Origin of the sequence: Streptomyces cyanogenus (assembly GCF_017526105.1) — a bacterium.
GTDB classification, from domain to species: Bacteria; Actinomycetota; Actinomycetes; order Streptomycetales; family Streptomycetaceae; genus Streptomyces; species Streptomyces cyanogenus.
In genome coordinates, this window is record NZ_CP071839.1 from 7,240,852 (window position 1) to 7,257,085 (window position 16,234).

General features: G+C 74.2%; 14 protein-coding genes. 8 read left to right on the forward strand and 6 right to left on the reverse strand.

Going from position 1 to position 16,234, the window contains the following annotated elements:
- Positions 1–16: 16 nt before the first annotated feature.
- Positions 17–1,813 (reverse strand): thiamine pyrophosphate-requiring protein, encoded by a 1,797-nt coding sequence (locus S1361_RS32505; protein ID WP_208035444.1) that lies wholly within the window; start codon positions 1,811–1,813, stop codon positions 17–19.
- 323 nt (positions 1,814–2,136) lie between these two features.
- Between S1361_RS32505 and S1361_RS32510 the strand changes: the two genes are divergently transcribed.
- The 3 genes from S1361_RS32510 to S1361_RS32520 all read left to right on the forward strand — a co-directional run bounded on the left by S1361_RS32510 (position 2,137) and on the right by S1361_RS32520 (position 5,897).
- A complete protein-coding gene (locus tag S1361_RS32510) occupies positions 2,137–3,183 on the forward strand; it encodes a hypothetical protein (RefSeq protein WP_208035445.1) in 1,047 nt (348 codons plus the stop codon).
- A gap of 258 nt (positions 3,184–3,441) precedes the next feature.
- Positions 3,442–4,701, forward strand: coding sequence for an aminotransferase class I/II-fold pyridoxal phosphate-dependent enzyme (locus S1361_RS32515; RefSeq protein ID WP_208035446.1), 1,260 nt, complete (start codon positions 3,442–3,444; stop codon positions 4,699–4,701).
- Positions 4,698–5,897 carry an MBL fold metallo-hydrolase gene (locus S1361_RS32520; RefSeq protein WP_208035447.1) on the forward strand — a complete coding sequence of 400 codons (1,200 nt, stop codon included), beginning with the start codon at positions 4,698–4,700 and terminating at the stop codon, positions 5,895–5,897. The genes S1361_RS32515 and S1361_RS32520 overlap by 4 nt, the downstream gene beginning before the upstream one ends.
- Positions 5,898–5,977: 80 nt before the next feature.
- Here the strand turns inward: S1361_RS32520 and S1361_RS32525 are convergent, their stop codons facing one another.
- Together S1361_RS32525 and S1361_RS32530 are read right to left on the reverse strand one after the other, a co-directional pair.
- Positions 5,978–6,598 carry a DedA family protein gene (locus tag S1361_RS32525; RefSeq protein ID WP_208035448.1) on the reverse strand — a complete coding sequence of 207 codons (621 nt, stop codon included), beginning with the start codon at positions 6,596–6,598 and terminating at the stop codon, positions 5,978–5,980.
- Entirely contained in the window at positions 6,595–7,368 is a 774-nt protein-coding gene (locus S1361_RS32530; protein WP_208036865.1) for an MBL fold metallo-hydrolase, read from the reverse strand. Before S1361_RS32530 ends, S1361_RS32525 begins: the two co-directional genes overlap by 4 nt.
- A gap of 84 nt (positions 7,369–7,452) precedes the next feature.
- Between S1361_RS32530 and S1361_RS32535 the strand changes: the two genes are divergently transcribed.
- The 5 genes from S1361_RS32535 (at position 7,453) to S1361_RS32555 (ending at position 13,540) form a co-directional block, all read left to right on the forward strand.
- Positions 7,453–7,884: a hypothetical protein gene (locus tag S1361_RS32535; RefSeq protein WP_208035449.1), complete on the forward strand. Its 432-nt coding sequence runs from the start codon at positions 7,453–7,455 to the stop codon at positions 7,882–7,884.
- A gap of 97 nt (positions 7,885–7,981) precedes the next feature.
- A complete protein-coding gene (locus S1361_RS32540; protein ID WP_243769384.1) occupies positions 7,982–10,114 on the forward strand; it encodes a phage holin family protein in 2,133 nt (710 codons plus the stop codon).
- An 81-nt stretch (positions 10,115–10,195) separates the two neighbouring features.
- The gene (locus S1361_RS32545) at positions 10,196–11,257 is read left to right on the forward strand and encodes an ATP-binding protein (RefSeq protein ID WP_208035450.1); all 1,062 of its coding nucleotides are present in this window, start codon (positions 10,196–10,198) and stop codon (positions 11,255–11,257) included.
- Positions 11,258–11,313: 56 nt separating this feature from the next.
- The gene (locus S1361_RS32550) at positions 11,314–13,047 is read left to right on the forward strand and encodes a vWA domain-containing protein (protein WP_208036867.1); all 1,734 of its coding nucleotides are present in this window, start codon (positions 11,314–11,316) and stop codon (positions 13,045–13,047) included.
- A gap of 67 nt (positions 13,048–13,114) precedes the next feature.
- Positions 13,115–13,540 carry an OsmC family protein gene (locus S1361_RS32555; RefSeq protein ID WP_208035451.1) on the forward strand — a complete coding sequence of 142 codons (426 nt, stop codon included), beginning with the start codon at positions 13,115–13,117 and terminating at the stop codon, positions 13,538–13,540.
- Positions 13,541–13,687: 147 nt separating this feature from the next.
- Here S1361_RS32555 and narJ read toward each other — a convergent pair whose 3' ends face one another.
- The 3 genes from narJ to S1361_RS32570 all read right to left on the reverse strand — a co-directional run bounded on the left by narJ (position 13,688) and on the right by S1361_RS32570 (position 16,130).
- Positions 13,688–14,182 carry a nitrate reductase molybdenum cofactor assembly chaperone gene (narJ, locus tag S1361_RS32560; RefSeq protein WP_208035452.1) on the reverse strand — a complete coding sequence of 165 codons (495 nt, stop codon included), beginning with the start codon at positions 14,180–14,182 and terminating at the stop codon, positions 13,688–13,690.
- A 157-nt stretch (positions 14,183–14,339) separates the two neighbouring features.
- On the reverse strand, positions 14,340–15,203 hold the full coding sequence (locus S1361_RS32565) for a helix-turn-helix domain-containing protein (protein ID WP_208035453.1): 864 nt from the start codon (positions 15,201–15,203) through the stop codon (positions 14,340–14,342).
- A 102-nt stretch (positions 15,204–15,305) separates the two neighbouring features.
- Positions 15,306–16,130: a helix-turn-helix domain-containing protein gene (locus tag S1361_RS32570; protein WP_208035454.1), complete on the reverse strand. Its 825-nt coding sequence runs from the start codon at positions 16,128–16,130 to the stop codon at positions 15,306–15,308.
- Between the last annotated feature and the right edge of the window lie 104 nt (positions 16,131–16,234).

The following is a 16,234-nucleotide window of genomic DNA, read 5'->3' on the forward strand; positions in this document are numbered from 1 at the left end:
AATCCGTGCCGCACGGTCACTGCTTGTCCCGGCCCGGCAGGAACTCCTGCACCTTCGCCTTCAGCCCCTGCTTGATCATCGAACCCCGGTCGGCGTCGCCCTTCAGGATCGACGCGGCCGTCGCCTCCATCTGCTCCCACGTGGCGTGCGGCGGGATCGGGGGCACCGCCGGATCGGTCAGGAACTCGATCACCGCCGGCCCGTCCGCGTCCAGCGCGGCCCGCCAGCCCGACTCGACGTCCTCCGGCTTCTCCACCCGGATCCCGGTCAGGCCGAGCGACCGGGCGAAGGCCGCGTACTGGACGTCCGGGATCGACTGCGACGGCAGGAAGGACGGAGCACCCTCCATCGCCCGCATCTCCCAGGTCACCTGGTTCAGGTCCTGGTTGTTCCACACGGCCACCACCAGCCGCGGATCCGACCAGCGGTCCCGGTACTTCGCCGCCGTGATCATCTCCGCCAGGCCGTTCATCTGCATCGCGCCGTCCCCGACCAGCGCGACCACCGGCCGGTCCGGATGTGCGAACTTCGCCCCGATCGCGTACGGCACCCCCGGGCCCATCGTCGCCAGCGTCCCGGACAGTGAACCGCGCATGCCGGGCCGCATCGTGATGTGCCGCGCGTACCAGTTCGCGACCGAACCGGAGTCGGAGGTCAGGATCGCGTTGTCCGGCAGCAGCGGATCCAGCGCCCGCGCCACGTACTCCGGGTTGATCGGATCCGCCGACAGCCGGGCCCGCCGCTCCATCGTCTCGTGCCAGCGCTTCACGTTCGCGCACACCGTGTCGTACCACTCGCGCCCGCGCCCCTCCGCCTTCAGCAGCGGAATCAGCCGCTGCAGCGTCGCCCGGGCGTCACCGACCAGGTTCACCTCGTACGGGTAGCGCATGCCGATCATGTGCGCGTCGATGTCGATCTGCACCGCACGGGCCTTGCCGAAGTCCGGCATGAACTGCGTGTACGGGAACGACGAACCGATCGTCAGCAGCGTGTCGCAGTCCCGCATCAGCTCGTACGACGGCCGGCTCCCCAGCAGCCCGATCGGCCCCGTCACATACGGCAGCTCGTCGCTCAGCACGTCCTTGCCGAGCAGGGCCTTCGCCACCCCCGCACCGAGCAGCTCGGCGACCTCCCGCACCTCCGCGACCGCACCCGCGGCACCCTGCCCGATCAGGATGGCGACCTTGTCGCCCGCGTTCAGCACGTCCGCCGCCCGGCGCAGCGCCTCGTCCGTCGGGGTCGCCGTGAAGTCGCTCATCCCCAGACTCGACGGCACCATCTTGAACTCGTGCGTCGGCGGCGAGTAGTCGAGCTCCTGCACATCACCCGGGATGATCAGCGCCGTCGGGCAGCGTCGCGCGTACGCCGTACGGATCGCCCGGTCCAGCACGTTCGGCAGCTGCTCGGGTACCGTCACCGTTTCCACGAACTCCGAGGCGACGTCCTTGTACAGCGTGTGCAGGTCGACCTCCTGCTGGTAGGAGCCGCCCATCGCGGTCCGGTTGGTCTGGCCGACGATCGCCAGCACCGGCACGTGGTCCAGCTTCGCGTCGTACAGACCGTTGAGCAGGTGGATGGCACCCGGTCCCGATGTCGCCGCGCACACCCCGATACGGCCGCTGAACTTCGCGTACCCGACCGCCTCGAAGGCGGACATCTCCTCGTGCCGGGACTGGATGAACCGCGGCTGGTCCTCGGCTCGGCCCCAGGCCGCGAGCAACCCGTTGATGCCGTCGCCCGGATAGCCGAAAACCTGTTCCACACCCCAAGCGCGCAACCGCTCGAGGATGTGGTCCGAGACCTTGGTGCTCATGGAGAGACCTCCCGGTGGAGTACGAGGTGGACGATCCGGTCAGCGGGTACCGAGTCACCGGCGAGAGGGACGGAAAACCTCCGGCACCGCACGGGCGACCCGGACGGCGGTGCGGACGGCGGCAGCTCGTGTGCGCTCTCACCCGGGCGGCCCCGCGCGTCCCGCTAATGGGCTCCGGCCGCGCGCGGTACGGCCGGCCGCGGGCTGTCATGGCAGCGGGGGCACGCCCCGTGTCCCCGTACCCGGACGCCGCACGGCGTTGCCGTCGTACCGGTGCGCCGGCGTACCGCCCGACCGTCGACGTCCGCCGAGGAGCCCCTCCCATGCGCCGCACCGCTCGCGCCCTGTCCGCCGCCTTCGCCGCCGGTGCCGTGCTCGCCCTCACCGGGCCGGCCGCCTTCGCCGGGCCTGCAGTCTTCGCCGGGCCTGCAGTCTTCGCCGGGCCGGCCGTCGTTGCCGGTCCCGCCGCCTTTACCGGGCCGGCCGTCGTCGCCGGGCCAGGAGTTTTCGCCAGGTCCGTAGCCTTCGCCGGGCTCGCGGCCTTCGCTGGGCCCGCAGCCTTTGCCCGGCCCGCAGCCCTCGCTGAGTCGACAGCCTTCGCCGGGCCCGCGGCCCTCGCCGGTCCGGTCGTCGAGGCCAGTCCCGGCACCGGCGCCGGCTCCGCGGTCTGCGACCCCGTCCTCGGACCGGTGCTCGTCCCTCCCGACGCCGGCGCACCGGCCGGACCGGACGGCGCGTCCTGCGGGCAGGACGGGGCGGTGCGTGACGGCGGCGGGCAGGCCGGTGCCGGTGCCGGTGCCGACGGGGCCGGGCAAGCGGGCGTCGGGCCTGACTGGGCCGGGACCGGTGCGGCCGGGGAGGTGGGTGCCGGGCCCGACTGGGCCGGGACCGGCGGGGCCGGGCAGGCGAGTGGCGGGGCCGGGAGTGGGGATGCCGGGGGCGACGGGGCCGGGAAGGCCGGTGCCGGGCGGGACGGCGGCGGGCAGGTCGGTGCCGGGCAGGACGGGGGCGGCCGGGAGAGTGCCGGGCGCGATCAGGCCGGGCGTGACGGGACCGGGCAGGACGGTGGCGGGCGTGACGGGACCGGGCAGGACGGTGGGCGGCAGGAGGGGGCCGGGCACGAGTGTGCCGGAGCGGGGACGCGCTGCCCGGACGGCGACGGCCACTCCTGCCGCGACTCCCACGACGACGCGGGCTGCACCTCGGCCGCCGTCCAGCACGGCGTGGACGCCGGGCGGGGCGGCACCTTCAACGACTCGGTCCCGGCGCTCGCCGCCGGCGCGGCCTGCATCGCCGCCGCCTGCGCGGGCGCCGGCTACCGGCTGTACGGCCACCGGCGCACCCTGGGCGGCCGGCCCGCCGGGATGTGACCCGGGCAACTTTGGACGCCGCCCATGGAGCGCCGTCCGGCGGGTACACAGCCTCCCGAGAGCGCCGCCCGGATCACGGCGCGAGTTCGGGGCAGGAGTTCAAGGGAAACATTCGCACCAGGAGATCACGGCACGGTCCCGACGCCCCACGAGCCCGGCACACCGCGGCCCAGGAGGACAGGACGACGGCCCACGAGGACGGCGGACGGCACGGCCCGGACCGGGCACAACGGCACCACGGACTGCGCGGAGGCGGACATGCGGCGGACGGACCCCGGTGAGGACCACGGCCCCGTCCGCTACGGCCCGCCCCTCCCCGCCGACGGCCTCCCCGTCCTGCCCGAACTCTCCGCCGTACTCGCCGCCGCGGCGGACCGCGCCGAAGCCCAGCCCGTCGGCGGCGCGCCCGCCCTGCTGGAAGCCGCCTGCGGCTACTGGACCCGCCGCGGACTGCCCACCGTCCCCGACCAGGTGGCCGCCGGACCCGGCGCCCCCGCCCTGCTGCTCGCCCTTACCGCCGCGCTCTCCGGCGACGGCGCCGACATCCTCGTACCCCGCCCCTGCGCCGCCTGGTGGGCGCCGTACGCCCGGCTGCTCGGCCGGCCCGCCTACCACGTGCCGACCCCTGCCGAGAGCGGCGGCGTCCCCGACCCCTACGCCCTGCTGGAGACCGTCCGCCGGGTCCGCGCCGAGGGTGGCGACCCCCGGCTGCTGGTGCTGTCCGTCGCCGACGACCCCACCGCCACCGTCGCCCCGCCCGAGCTGCTGCACGAGACCATCGAGGCCGCCACCTCCGAGGGCCTCCACCTGGTCAGCGACGAGACCTGGCGCGACACCCTGCACGACCCGCACGAGACCGTGCTGCTCAGCCCCGCGGAGATGCAGCCCGACCAGGTCACCGTCGTCACCGACCTGGCCGGCGCCCTGCTGCCCCCCGGCTGGCCCGCCGCCGTCGCCCGCTTCCCGGCCACCGACGGCGGGCGGCACCTCCACGCGCGCGTGCTCGACATCCTCACCGCCCTCGGCGCACGCATCGCCGCACCGGTCGCCGCGGCCGCCGGCTACGCCCTGGACGAGCCGCCGCCCGTCACCGAACGCCGCGAGGCCGTCGTACGGCTGCACGCGCGCGTGGCCGCCGCCGCGCACACCGCGGTCGTCGCCGCCGGCGCGCTCGCCCGGCCCCCGCAGGCCGGCCGCCACCTCTACGCCGACCTCGGCCCCCTGCGCGAACCGCTGGCCGCCCAGGGCGTAGGCGACGCCCAGGACCTGGAGGACCTGCTCACCGCCCGGCTCGGCCTGCCCGCGCCCGGCGGTCACCGCTTCGGCGACGACCTCGGCGCACTGCGCGTACGGCTCGCCACCGGCCCCCTGCTGGGTGGCACGGACGAGGAACGCACGGAATGCCTCACGTCACCCGCGCCGTTGGAACTGCCGCACGTGCAACGCGCGTTGATCTCCTTGAGGTCGGCCTTCGACGATCTCCGCGACGACGCTCAGCGATGGGAGCCTCCTCGATGACGCAGCAGACGCATGAGCCCGGACCGGCCACCACGACCACGGCAACAACGGCTCCCACGGCGACCACGGCAACGGCTCCTACGACGACCACGGCGACCGCGGCTTCTACGACGACCACGGCGACCGCGGCTTCTACGACGACCACGGCGACCGCGAGAACCACGGCTCTCACGGCGCCCACGGCGACCGGCGAGGCCGACGCCCCGGCCCCCCTCGCGTCCCCGTTCCCCCCGCTGGCCGAGCCCCGCCCCCTCGGCGAACACCGGGTCTGGCCCCGCACGTTCCACGACCGGCTCACCGCGCCGCTGCCCGGCCTCAAGGCCCTCGCCCGCTTCGCCCGCGAAGGCGCCGTACGCCCCGGCCCCGAAGGGCTCGCCGACATCGCCCGCCTGCCCTACGAACCGGCTCCCCTTCCCCGCGTCGGTGCCCGCACCCTCGCCGTCACCTGGGCGGGACACGCCAGCTGGATCGTCCGCGTCGGCGGGCTCACCGTCCTGACCGACCCCGTCTGGTCCCGCCGCATCCTAGGCACCCCGGCCCGCATCACCCCCGTGGGCGTGCCCTGGGACACCCTGCCCCGCGTCGACGCCGTGGTCATCAGCCACAACCACTACGACCACCTGGACGCCCCCACCCTGCGCCGGCTCCCGCGAGACACCCCGGTGTTCGTACCCGCCGGTCTCGGCAACTGGTTCCGCCGCCGCCGGTTCACCGTCATCACCGAGCTGGACTGGTGGGAGGGCGCGGAACTCTCCGGCGTCCGCTTCGACTTCGTCCCCGCTCACCACTGGTCCAAGCGCACCCTCACCGACACCTGCCACAGCCTGTGGGGCGGCTGGGTGCTCACCGCACCCGACGGGCAACGCCTCTACTTCGCCGGCGACACCGGCTACGGCCACTGGTTCTCCCGCATCGGCCGCCGCTACCCCGGCATCGACCTCGCCCTCATGCCCATCGGCGCCTACGACCCCCGCTGGTGGCTCAGCGACGTCCACTGCGACCCCGAGGAAGCCGTCCAGGCCACCCTCGACCTCGGCGCCCGCCGCATGGCCCCCATGCACTGGGGCACCTTCGTCCTCTCGGCCGAACCGGTCCTCGAACCGCTCACCCGGGTGAGGACGGCCTGGGAGAAGGCCGGGCTGGACCGCGAAGACCTGTGGGACCTGCCGGTAGGCGCTTCAGGAGTCCTGGACTGAACACGCCCCCGGGTGCGGCGCCGTCCCTGCGCTCCACCGCACGGGCGTCACCGGCCGCACCGCACCCGCACCCCGCGACCTCATCCGGCAGCCCGGACCCGCCGCCACACACCGGGCACCGCACCGACGGCCACGGTCAGCGCGACCGCCACCACCACGCCCTCCCACGGCTCCTTGAACAAGGAGCCCCCCAGAATCCCGATCAGCTGATACGTGGCAGCCCACGCGAGACACGCGGGCAGATTCCCCCGCGCGAACCGCCGTAGCGGCCATTCCGCCATCAGGCACGCCAGCATCACCGGTATCCGCCCCGCAGGGACGAGCCGTGACAGCACCAGCACGGCGATCCCGTGCTCCGCCAGCTTCCCCCGCGCCTGCGCCAGCCGTTCCTCCGGTGCCCGCTGCCGGATCGCCTCCAGCCACCGCGACCCGTTCCTCGACGTCGTCCCGCGCCGCCCCAGCCAGTACAACGCGGCGTCCCCCAGGAACGCGGCCGACGACGCCGTCACGAACACCAGCGCCAACGCGAACGGCGCCGTCCGGTGGAACGCCACCACCGCCGCCGAACTCACCAGCGCACCCGTCGGCACGACCGGCACCAGCGCGCCGATCAACACCAGCAGGAACAACGCCGGATAGCCCACCGCCTGCTGCGCGGACCCGGTCGTCACCGTGCGCGACGCGTCGGCGAGCCACGTCACCGCGCAACCTCCAGCCGCACGCTCTCCCCGTGCCCCAGCCGGTGCACCGCCACCTGCGGCGCCGCCACCGCCGCCAGTCGCACGAACTCGTCCCCCGGCGCATGGAACTCGTGCGGACGCACCGCGTCCATGCCGATCGGCCAGTACGTCCCGTAGTGCACCGGCACCGCGGCCCGCGGCGCCAGCCGGGCCAGTGCCCGCGCCGCCCGCCCCGCGTCCAGATGCCCCTCCCCGAGGTACGGCCCCCAGCCGCCCACCGGCAACAGCGCCACGTCCACCGGCCCCACCCGCTCGGCCATGGCGTCGAACAGCCCCGTGTCCCCGGCGAAGTACGTCCGCGCCTCACCCTCCACGACGTACCCCAGCGCGGGGGAACGCCGCGGCCCCACCGGCAGCCGCCGCCCGTCGTGCAGCGCGGGCACCACCCGGACCAGCACCTCCCCGATCCGCACCTCGTCCCCGGGCACCACCTCGGTGACCCGCACCTGCCGCAGCCGGCGCAGACCCGGCACCGCCCGTGGTGCGCCCCGGGGCACGAGCAGGCGCGTGCCCGGCCCGAAACAGGCCAGCGACGGCAGATGCAGATGGTCCGCGTGCAGATGGGAGACCAGCACCACGTCCGCCTGACGGGCCCCCGCGGGCGGCAGCGCACCCCGGCGCCGCCGCAGATGTGCCAGCCGGCGGGCGAACAGGGGATCGGTGAGAAACCGGATGTTCGCATCCTCCACCGCGCAGGTGGCGTGACCCCACCAGGTGATCTCCACCGGCACCTTCTTCGCCTCCTTCACGCGACTCCCCGAAGCCTACGGGCAGGAGTAGGGTCGGCGGCGAAACCCGGAGGTGAGGGGGACGCCATGGGACAGCTGCGGGGTGCCTTCGGCGCGTTCACGACCGTGCGGGTCACCGCCATCGCGAGCCTCACACCCCTGGAGGAGCTGGAGGCCGACCCCTTCCTGGTGGACTCGCGCAGCCAGCACGCCATGTGCGCCCGCTGGGCCGCCGAACGCGGCTACGTCGTGGCCCGCGAACTCCTCGTCGGTGGCCTGCGCTTCGACCACTGCGCCCTCTGGGAGGGGGTCCGCCCCGGCGTGGATCTGTTCGTCGCCCCCAGCCTGCGGGTGCTGCGCCGGGCCCTGTCGTCGGTCGAGGAGTTCACCGCCGAGTGCGCCCGCCGGGGCGTACGCGTGGAGACCGTGGGCCGGGCCGAGCCGTCGTACGACGCACAGATGAAGGCACGCGTGCACCGGCGGCTGTCCATGCCGACGGCCGGCTACGACGGACGGTGACCTGGGACCCGTGTGACAAGGTGGGGCAGGGGCCGATCGCGGCCGCGAAGCGAGACGGGGGCCGCCTGCCCGCCCGGGGCAGGGGGAGGGCCGGGACATGAGGTGTACGGGCGTGCACGGGGTGCGGTGGCGACGGATCGCCAGTCAGACAGGACGGAGCATCACCGTCTGGGCGGTCTCCACGGTCACCATGCTGGCCCTCGCCGCACTCCTGCCCGACTTCCGGCTCCAGTCCCCGGACGGTGACAGCGCCACCCGCATCGCCGTCACCGCCGCCTGCGGCGCCGGAGCCTTCGGCATCCTCTCGGCCGTCGTCTGGCCCCTCCTGGTCCGCCTGTTCCTGCTCGTCCCGGCACTCGTCCTCGGCCTGCTGGTCTTCTTCCTCAACGGCTCCCTGCTGCTGCTCGCCCTGCGCGTCAACCCCTCCGGCCGCGCGGAGGCCGCCCCCGAGACCGCCGTCATCGTCGCCGCCGTGATGTCCGCCGTCGCCTCCGCCACCGGCGCGGCCCTCGCCGTCCGCGACGACGAGACCTACCGGCGCCGCCTGCACCGCCTCGCCACCCGCAGCCGCCGGGCCCGTCCGCCGTGCCCCACGGCGCCCGGGCTGGTCTGCGTGCAGCTGGACGGGGTCGGTCATGAGGTTCTCGTGGAAGCCGTGCGGAAGGGGCTGATGCCCACGGTGGGCCGTTGGCTGGCCGGCGGCGACGGTACCCGGCCGACGGACGGCACCACGCATCCGCCGGTCCACCGCGCCCAGCCCACCCACCGCCTCACTGCCTGGCGCACCGACTGGTCCAGCCAGACCGGCGCCAGCCAGCTCGGCATCCTGCACGGCACCAGCTTCGACGTCCCGGCCTTCCGCTGGTACGAGAAGGACCGCGGTGAGGTGATGGTCTGCAACCGGCCGACGAGCGCCGCCGAACTGCAACGCCGCGCCACACTGCACACCGGTGACGGCGGACTGCTCACCGTCGACGGCGCCAGCCGCGGCAACCTCTTCAGCGGCGGCGCCGGCGAACAGGCCCTCGTGCTGTCGATCGCCATCCGCCGCCGTGGCCGGGCGAACCGTTCCCGCGCCGGCTACTTCGCCTACTTCTCCGACCCCGCCAACGCCGTACGCACCGCCCTGTCCTTCCTCGCCGAGGTGGCCCGCGAGATCGGCCAGTCCACCCGCGCCCGCCTGCGCAGGCAGCGCCCGCGCGTCGGCCGGGGCGGCCTCTACCCGGTCGTGCGCGCCTTCGCCACCGTCGTCGAACGGGACGTCGTCGTCGCCGCGGTCATGGGCGACATGCTCGCCGGCCGCACCTGCGTCTACGCCGACCTCGTCGCCTACGACGAGGTCGCCCACCACTCCGGCCCGCACAGCCGCGACGCCGAGAAGGTCCTGCAGCGCCTCGACCGGTCCCTCGCCCTCCTCGAACGCGTCGCCGAACACGCCCCGCGCCCCTACCGCATCGTCGTCCTCTCCGACCACGGCCAGAGCCCCGGAGAAACTTTTCGCTCCCGCTACGGCCTCACTCTGGAAGACCTGGTCCGGGCCGGCTGCGGGCTGCCCGTCCCGCGCCGGGCGGAGCGCACCCGCAGCGGCGCCGAGGCCCGCGCCGCCGTCCGCGCCGCCCTGCGCCGGCCGGTGGAGGAGAAGGACGACCACCGCACCGACCGCCGCTCCGGGCCGATCGTGCTGGCCTCCGGCAACCTCGGCCTGATCTCCTTCCCGGACGTCCCGCACCGCATGACCAAGGAGGAGATCGACGCCCGCCACCCCGCCCTGCTCACCACCCTCGCCAACCACCCCGGCATCGGCTTCCTGCTGGTGCGCAGCGAGGAACACGGCGGCGTGGTGCTCGGCGCCCACGGCGCCGAGATCCCGCTCGCCGGGCTGGACGACGACCCCGGCCCGCTGGCCCGCTTCGGCCCCGGCGCCGCCGACGCCGTCCGCCGCACCCACTCCTTCCCGCACACCGCCGACATCATGGTGAACTCCGCCTACGACCCCGCCGACGGCGAAGTCCTCGCCTTCGAGGAGCAGATCGGCTCCCACGGCGGCCTCGGCGGCGCCCAGTCCCGCCCGTTCCTGCTCTCCCCGCGTGAGCTGTCCGCCCCGGCCGCGGACGACGAGGAACTGGCCGGCGCCGAGCACATCCACCGCGTACTGCGCCGCTGGCTGGGCGAGTCGTCCGGATCCGGGGTGCCCCTCGCACGGGACGTGGAGGAGGAGCGGGCCGCCTGAAATTCGGCTGCGCCCGCACCACCCCGCCCCGCACACTGTCCGAGTCGTACACGTCTCGAACAACCCCGAGGAAGCCCCGCTTTGCAGGCCGCCGTCACCGTCACCCCCGCCCGCGTCCCCGAACTCCTCCTCGGTCTCGCCACCGTCCGGCCCGTCTTCCTCTGGGGCGCCCCGGGGATCGGGAAGTCCTCCCTGGTGCGGGAGTTCGCCGCCTCGCTCGGTCTGGAGTGCGTGAGCCTGCTGGGCACCCAGCTCGCCCCCGAGGACCTGATCGGCGTGCCGCAGATCCGGGACGGGCGGTCGGTGTTCTGCCCGCCGGAGGCGATCGCGCGGGACGAGCCGTACTGCCTGTTCCTGGACGAGCTGAACGCCGCCACCCCGGACGTGCAGAAGGCGTTCTACTCCCTGATCCTGGACCGCCGGATCGGGAACTACGAGCTGCCGGAGGGGTCCATCGTCATCGGCGCCGGGAACCGCTCCACCGACAACGCCCTGGCCCGGCCGCTCGCCTCGGCCCTGGTGAACCGGCTCGCCCACGTCCACCTGGAGGTCTCCGCCAGGGACTGGCTGACCTGGGCCGCGGACAACGGCATCCACCCGTGGATCGTGGACCACCTCACCGACCGGCCGGACCACCTGTGGTCCAAGCCGCCCAAGACCGAGGAGCCGTTCTCCACGCCCCGTTCCTGGCACATGCTCTCCGACGCCCTGCACTCCTTCGGCCCGGACCTGGACGAGCCGACCCTCGACGTCCTGGCGCACGGCACGCTCACCCCGGCGCACGCCACCGCCTTCTGCGGCTACGTCAAGGTCGTCCGCAGCCGGTACGGCATCGAGGCGATCCTCAAGGGCGACGCCCGCTGGCCGCACCGCGTCCAGGACCGCGACCTGCTGTACTACCTCGCCGAGTCCTTCCGTGGCCGCCTCGTGAAGGAACTGCCCGTCAGCAAGGAACACATGTCGGAGAACGGCCGGCAGACCGCCTACCGTGCCAAGTCGCTGCTGGTGCAGCTCGCCGAGATCTCCGTCGAGGTCGCCCAGACCGTCATCGCCTCCGACGCCGACGGCAACCCGGTCCTGCCGTCGTGGTTCCTGGTCGAGGCCGCCCGCGACATGCCCCGACTGGTGGAGGCGCGGCGGTGAGCCGCGCCCGGCCGAAGAAGAGACGCGACCCGGCCGGCGAGGCGTTCGCCGAGGGGATGCGGCTGCTGCGCGCCAACCCGGCACTCGCCGCCGTCGAGTTCGACGTCTGCCGCACCGAGGACTGCGTCCTGGCCCCGCGCGAGGGCCTGCTCGTCACCGACTCCGACGGCACCGTGCACGCCCACCCCGACCGGCTCGCCGAACCAGCCGCCTGGGCGTGGGCGCTCGCGCACGCCGTACTCCACCTCGGCTTCGGACACCTCCCTGCCGCCAGGGGGGCGCGTGAGCAGCCCGACCGGTACGACCTCGCCGCCCGCTGCGTCGTCGTCGACCGCTTCCTGCTCGGCTTCCCCGTCGGCACCGCCCCCGAGGAAATCCCCGTGAGCTACCCCGACGGCGACGAGGAGCGGCTCGCCGCCCGCTGGCGCGCCCACGGCCTGCCGCCGGCCTACGAGCGCTGCGGCACCGCCGGCCCCGAACCCGACCAGGTGCTCACCGAATGGCTCCCCTGGCGGGGACCCGCCCCGGACCGCCAGCTGGCGTTCGCCACCGCCCTGACCCGCACGGTGTCCGCCGCGATGGACATGGCGGGCGGACGCCGGGACAGCCTCGACGGCGAACCGGCCGTACGCCGCCCCTGGGAGCAGGCCCTGAGCTGGTTCGTCTCCTCCTACCCGCTGCTCGGCGGCATCGCGGCCGGCATCACCCTGGTCGCCGACGCCGAACTCGCCCGCGCCCACGGCATCCAGATCGCCGCCGTCGACCCCGAGGCCGGCGAGATCTACGTCAACCCGCTGCGCACCTTCGAGGACGAGGAGTGGCGGTTCATCCTCGCCCACGAGATGCTGCACGCCGCCCTGCGCCACGGCGACCGCTGCGGCACCCGCGACCCCTACCTGTTCAACATCGCCTGCGACTACGTCATCAACGGCTGGCTGGTCGAGATGCAGGTCGGCACCATGCCCGAGGGACTGCTGCACGACCCGCGGCTGGCCGGCCTGTCCGCCGAGGAGGTCTACGACCGCATCGCCGGCGACCTGCGCCGGATGCGCCGCCTGGCCACCCTGCGCGGCAAGGGCGCCGGCGACGTACTCGGCGGCCCGCTCCGCCCGGCCGGCGACTATGTCGACCTGGACGAGTTCTACCGCCGCGGCCTCACCCGCGGCCTCGACCTGCACCAGGCGCAGGAACGCGGGTTCCTGCCCGGCGGCCTGGTCGCGGAGATCCGTGCCCTCAGCCACCCGCCGTTGCCCTGGGACGCGCAACTGGCCCGCTGGTTCGACGAGTTCGTCCCGCGCCCGGAGCCCGTACGGTCCTTTGCCCGCCCCGCCCGCCGCCAGGCCTCCACCCCCGACATCCCGCGCGCGGGCCGCTACTTCCCGCCGGAGGAGATCGCCCGCTGCACCTTCGGCGTGGTCCTCGACACCTCCGGTTCGATGAGTACCACGCTGCTCGGCAAGGCGCTCGGCGCGATCGCCTCCTACGCCGAGTCCCGCGACGTGCCGGCCGCCCGCGTGGTGTTCTGCGACGCCGCCCCGCACGACGCCGGCTACCTTCCGGTCACCGAGATCGCCGGCCGGGTGCGGGTGCACGGGCGCGGCGGTACGGTCCTGCAGCCCGGCATCGACCTGCTGCTCCGGGCCGAGGACTTCCCGCCCGGCGCCCCGGTGCTGGTCATCACCGACGGCTGGTGCGACACGCTGCGGGTACGCAGGGAACACGCCTACCTGATCCCGCAGGGAGGTCACCTGCCGTTCACGCCGCGTGGGCCGGTCTTCAGAGTGCGATGAGCCCGGATGTGATCGGATAGGAACACCCGGGAACCCCGGAACCGCGACACTCGCGAAAGGAAGCATCGTGGCAACCACGCGCACCGCCCACACCGTCTGGGAAGGCAACCTGCTCGAAGGCAACGGAGTCGTCACCTTCGACTCCTCCGGCATCGGCGAGCAGCCGGTGTCGTGGCCCTCGCGCGCCGAGCAGGCGAACGGCAAGACCAGCCCCGAGGAGCTGATCGCCGCCGCCCACTCCAGCTGCTTCTCCATGGCCCTCTCGCACGGCCTGGCCGGCGCCGGCACCCCGCCCACCCGGCTGGAGACCAAGGCCGACGTCACCTTCCAGCCGGGCGAGGGCATCACCGGCATCCACCTCACCGTGCGCGGCGAGGTGCCGGGCCTGGACGCGGACGGCTTCCGTTCGGCGGCCGAGGACGCCAAGAAGAACTGCCCGGTCAGCCAGGCCCTGACCGGTACGACGATCACCCTGTCGGCCGAGCTGGCCTGACGCCCGTACGTCCCCGGTTGCCGCGCCCCACCCCCCGGGGAGGCGCGGCACCGCCCCACCCGTGGCGCCCCTCCGCCCCGCCGGTCCCGGCCGCGCGTTCCGGACGGCCGTGCTCGTCGTACCGGGAGCGCCACCCGGGAGGAACGGTCACGGGTGGTCGCCGGTGTGAGCGGTCGGCAGGGCGGCGCACACGGCATCCAGCACGCCCGCGTACGGTGTCCCGCAGTCGGTCAGCCGCACACGCAGCCCCTCCAGGCCGTCGCGGTGTTCCGTCAGCAGCGTGCTGTCCCCGGTCCGCGCCGTGAACTCCAGCACCGCCGGCAGGAAGTCCGGCAGCTCCCCGCCGCCGCACTCCAAGCCGTGCCGGCGGTAGACGTCCGCGAAGCGGGCCAGGCACATCCCGCGCCGCCGGGTGTCGCCGTCGTGCCAGCGGCTCAGGTACAGACTGCGCCGGCCCCCGAAGCCGAAGACCTGCGCATAGTGTGCGGCCAGTTCCTCCGGCGGGGTGAGGGCCGCGTGGTCGGTGAACGCCCGCAGCTGCGGAGCGGCCTCGCGCAGCAGCGGCAGCCGGGCGACGAGGTCCTCGTCCGGGTAGGTCAGGCAGAGGGCCGCCGCCTGGTAGAGCATCGCGTCCGAGGGCATCGGGCCTCCTTCGCGTCGCGCGGTACGGGCATGCCGGTCACGTACGCCGCCTCGGTTCGCCCCCTACTCAGAAGTTAGGGGCGGCCCCGGGAACCCACCCGTCCGCAGACCCGTACGGGTCATCCCCGACCGGGCGCGGGTCGCCCGGCAGGCCCGCTCAGAGTCCCTCGCGGTGCTCCCGCAGCAGCTTCCGGGTGCGCTGCGCGGACGCGGCCCGGGCCGTCATGTGGTCCAGCACCTCCAGGTGCGCGGCCACCTCCCGGCGCGAGTCCAGGTACAGGGCGCCGGTCAGGTACTCGGTGAACACCATGTCCGGCAGCTCCGGCTCGGCGAACCGGAACAGCGTGAACGGCGCGTACGTCCCCGGGTGCGGGCCCGCGGCGAACTCGGCGACCTGCAGGGTGACCCGGTCCCGTTCGGCGTACTCCAGCAGCCGGTCGAGCTGGTCCCGCAGCACCTCGGGCCGCATGCTCACCGGGCGCCTGAGCACCGTCTCGTCCATGATGACCCACAGGTGGGGCGGATCGTCGCGCTCCAGCAGCCGCTGCCGTTCCATGCGCAGCGACACATGCCGCTCGACCGCCTCCGGCGAGCTCTGCCCGATCGTCCCGGCCTCCAGCACCGCCCGCGCGTACTCCTCGGTCTGCAGCAGGCCGGGCACGAAGTGCGGCTCGTAGGAGCGGATGATCCGGGCGGCGCCCTCCAGGCTGACGTACAGGCTGAACCAGTCCGGCAGCACGTCGTGGAACCGCTGCCACCAGCCCGGCTGGTTCGCCTCCTCGGCCAGCCGCACGAACGCGCCGGCCTCCTCCTCGGCCACCCCGTAGGTGGCCAGCAGCACCTGCACGTAGGGGATCTTCAGCGCGACCTCGGCCATCTCCATCCGCCGTACGGTCGCCGACGCCACCCTGAGCACCCGGGCGGCCTCCTCGCGGCTGAGCCCCGCCGCCTCCCGCAGCTCCTGCAACCGTTTGCCGAGCACCACCTGGCCCACGGTGGGCGCAGCCCGCCGCTCACTCACGCCCACGCCCTCCCCTGTGCGCCGACCGAAGCGGGGAGCAGTCTGTCACGTGTCGCCGTCTCGCACACGTGCCCGAGGCAACGAATCGATCCCGATGCGGGCTCAACCGGCCAGGGTGTGCAGGTACTTGGCGGTGGCCGGGTCCGCCGGCAGGAACGTCTCGATGGCGAGTTCGGCGACGGTGACGTCCATCGGCGTGTTGAACGTGGAGATCGAGGACACGAACGACAGGGTCCGGCCGGCGTGCTCGATGTGCAGCGGCAGCGCGAAGTACGGTACGGACCCGGCCGGTTCGGTGTCCGGCTGGTCCTCGGGCACCGGATAGGCCGCGACCTCCTCGTACAGGGCGCGGAGCCGGTCCGAGCGGTGCAGGGCGATCTCCCGCTCCATCTGGGCCAGCAGATGCCCGCGCCACTCCCGCAGGTTGCGGATGCGCGGCGCCAGCCCCTCCGGGTGCAGGGTCAGCCGCATCGCGTTCGGCGCCGGGGCCGTCAGCTCCTCGGGAACGCCCTCCAGCAGCATGGCGATGCCCCGGTTCGCGGCGACGACCGTGTACCCGGCGTCGACCACCAGCGCGGGATACGGCTCGTATCCCCGGATGAGCCGCTCGATGCCGTCGCGCAGCGCGTCCAGCGCCGGGTCGGCCAGCGGGGTCTCCGGATAGCGCGGGGCGTAACCGGCCGCCAGCAGCAGGGCGTTGCGCTCCCGCACCGGCACCTGGAGCTGTTCGGCGAGCCGCAGCACCATCTCCTCGCTCGGCCGGGACCGGCCGGTCTCCACGAAACTGATGTGCCGGGCGGAGGAGTCGGCGCGCAGCGCCAGTTCCAGCTGTGAGATCCGGCGCCGCTCCCGCCAGGCGCGCAGCAGCGGGCCGACACCCTTGCCGGTGACGGCGGACACGGTGGGAGCGGACGCGGCAAGAGGCATACCGCCGACCCTAGTCGAGGCCGGCCCGCCGCAACGAGCCCGGGCTCCCGCACCGCACGGGGCACGCGTCGCTGCCCCGCCCGCGGCGCCGACGTGGCAGGCTG

Excerpts from the sequence above, each read along its gene's own strand:
- S1361_RS32505 (WP_208035444.1), bottom strand. The coding sequence starts at position 1,813 with ATGAGCACCAAGGTCTCGGACCACATCCTCGAGCGGTTGCGCGCTTGG.
- S1361_RS32510 (WP_208035445.1), top strand. The coding sequence starts at position 2,137 with ATGCGCCGCACCGCTCGCGCCCTGTCCGCCGCCTTCGCCGCCGGTGCC.
- S1361_RS32515 (WP_208035446.1), top strand. The coding sequence starts at position 3,442 with ATGCGGCGGACGGACCCCGGTGAGGACCACGGCCCCGTCCGCTACGGC.
- S1361_RS32520 (WP_208035447.1), top strand. The coding sequence starts at position 4,698 with ATGACGCAGCAGACGCATGAGCCCGGACCGGCCACCACGACCACGGCA.
- S1361_RS32535 (WP_208035449.1), top strand. The coding sequence starts at position 7,453 with ATGGGACAGCTGCGGGGTGCCTTCGGCGCGTTCACGACCGTGCGGGTC.
- S1361_RS32540 (WP_243769384.1), top strand. The coding sequence starts at position 7,982 with ATGAGGTGTACGGGCGTGCACGGGGTGCGGTGGCGACGGATCGCCAGT.
- S1361_RS32550 (WP_208036867.1), top strand. The coding sequence starts at position 11,314 with ATGCGGCTGCTGCGCGCCAACCCGGCACTCGCCGCCGTCGAGTTCGAC.
- narJ (WP_208035452.1), bottom strand. The coding sequence starts at position 14,182 with ATGCCCTCGGACGCGATGCTCTACCAGGCGGCGGCCCTCTGCCTGACC.
- S1361_RS32570 (WP_208035454.1), bottom strand. The coding sequence starts at position 16,130 with ATGCCTCTTGCCGCGTCCGCTCCCACCGTGTCCGCCGTCACCGGCAAG.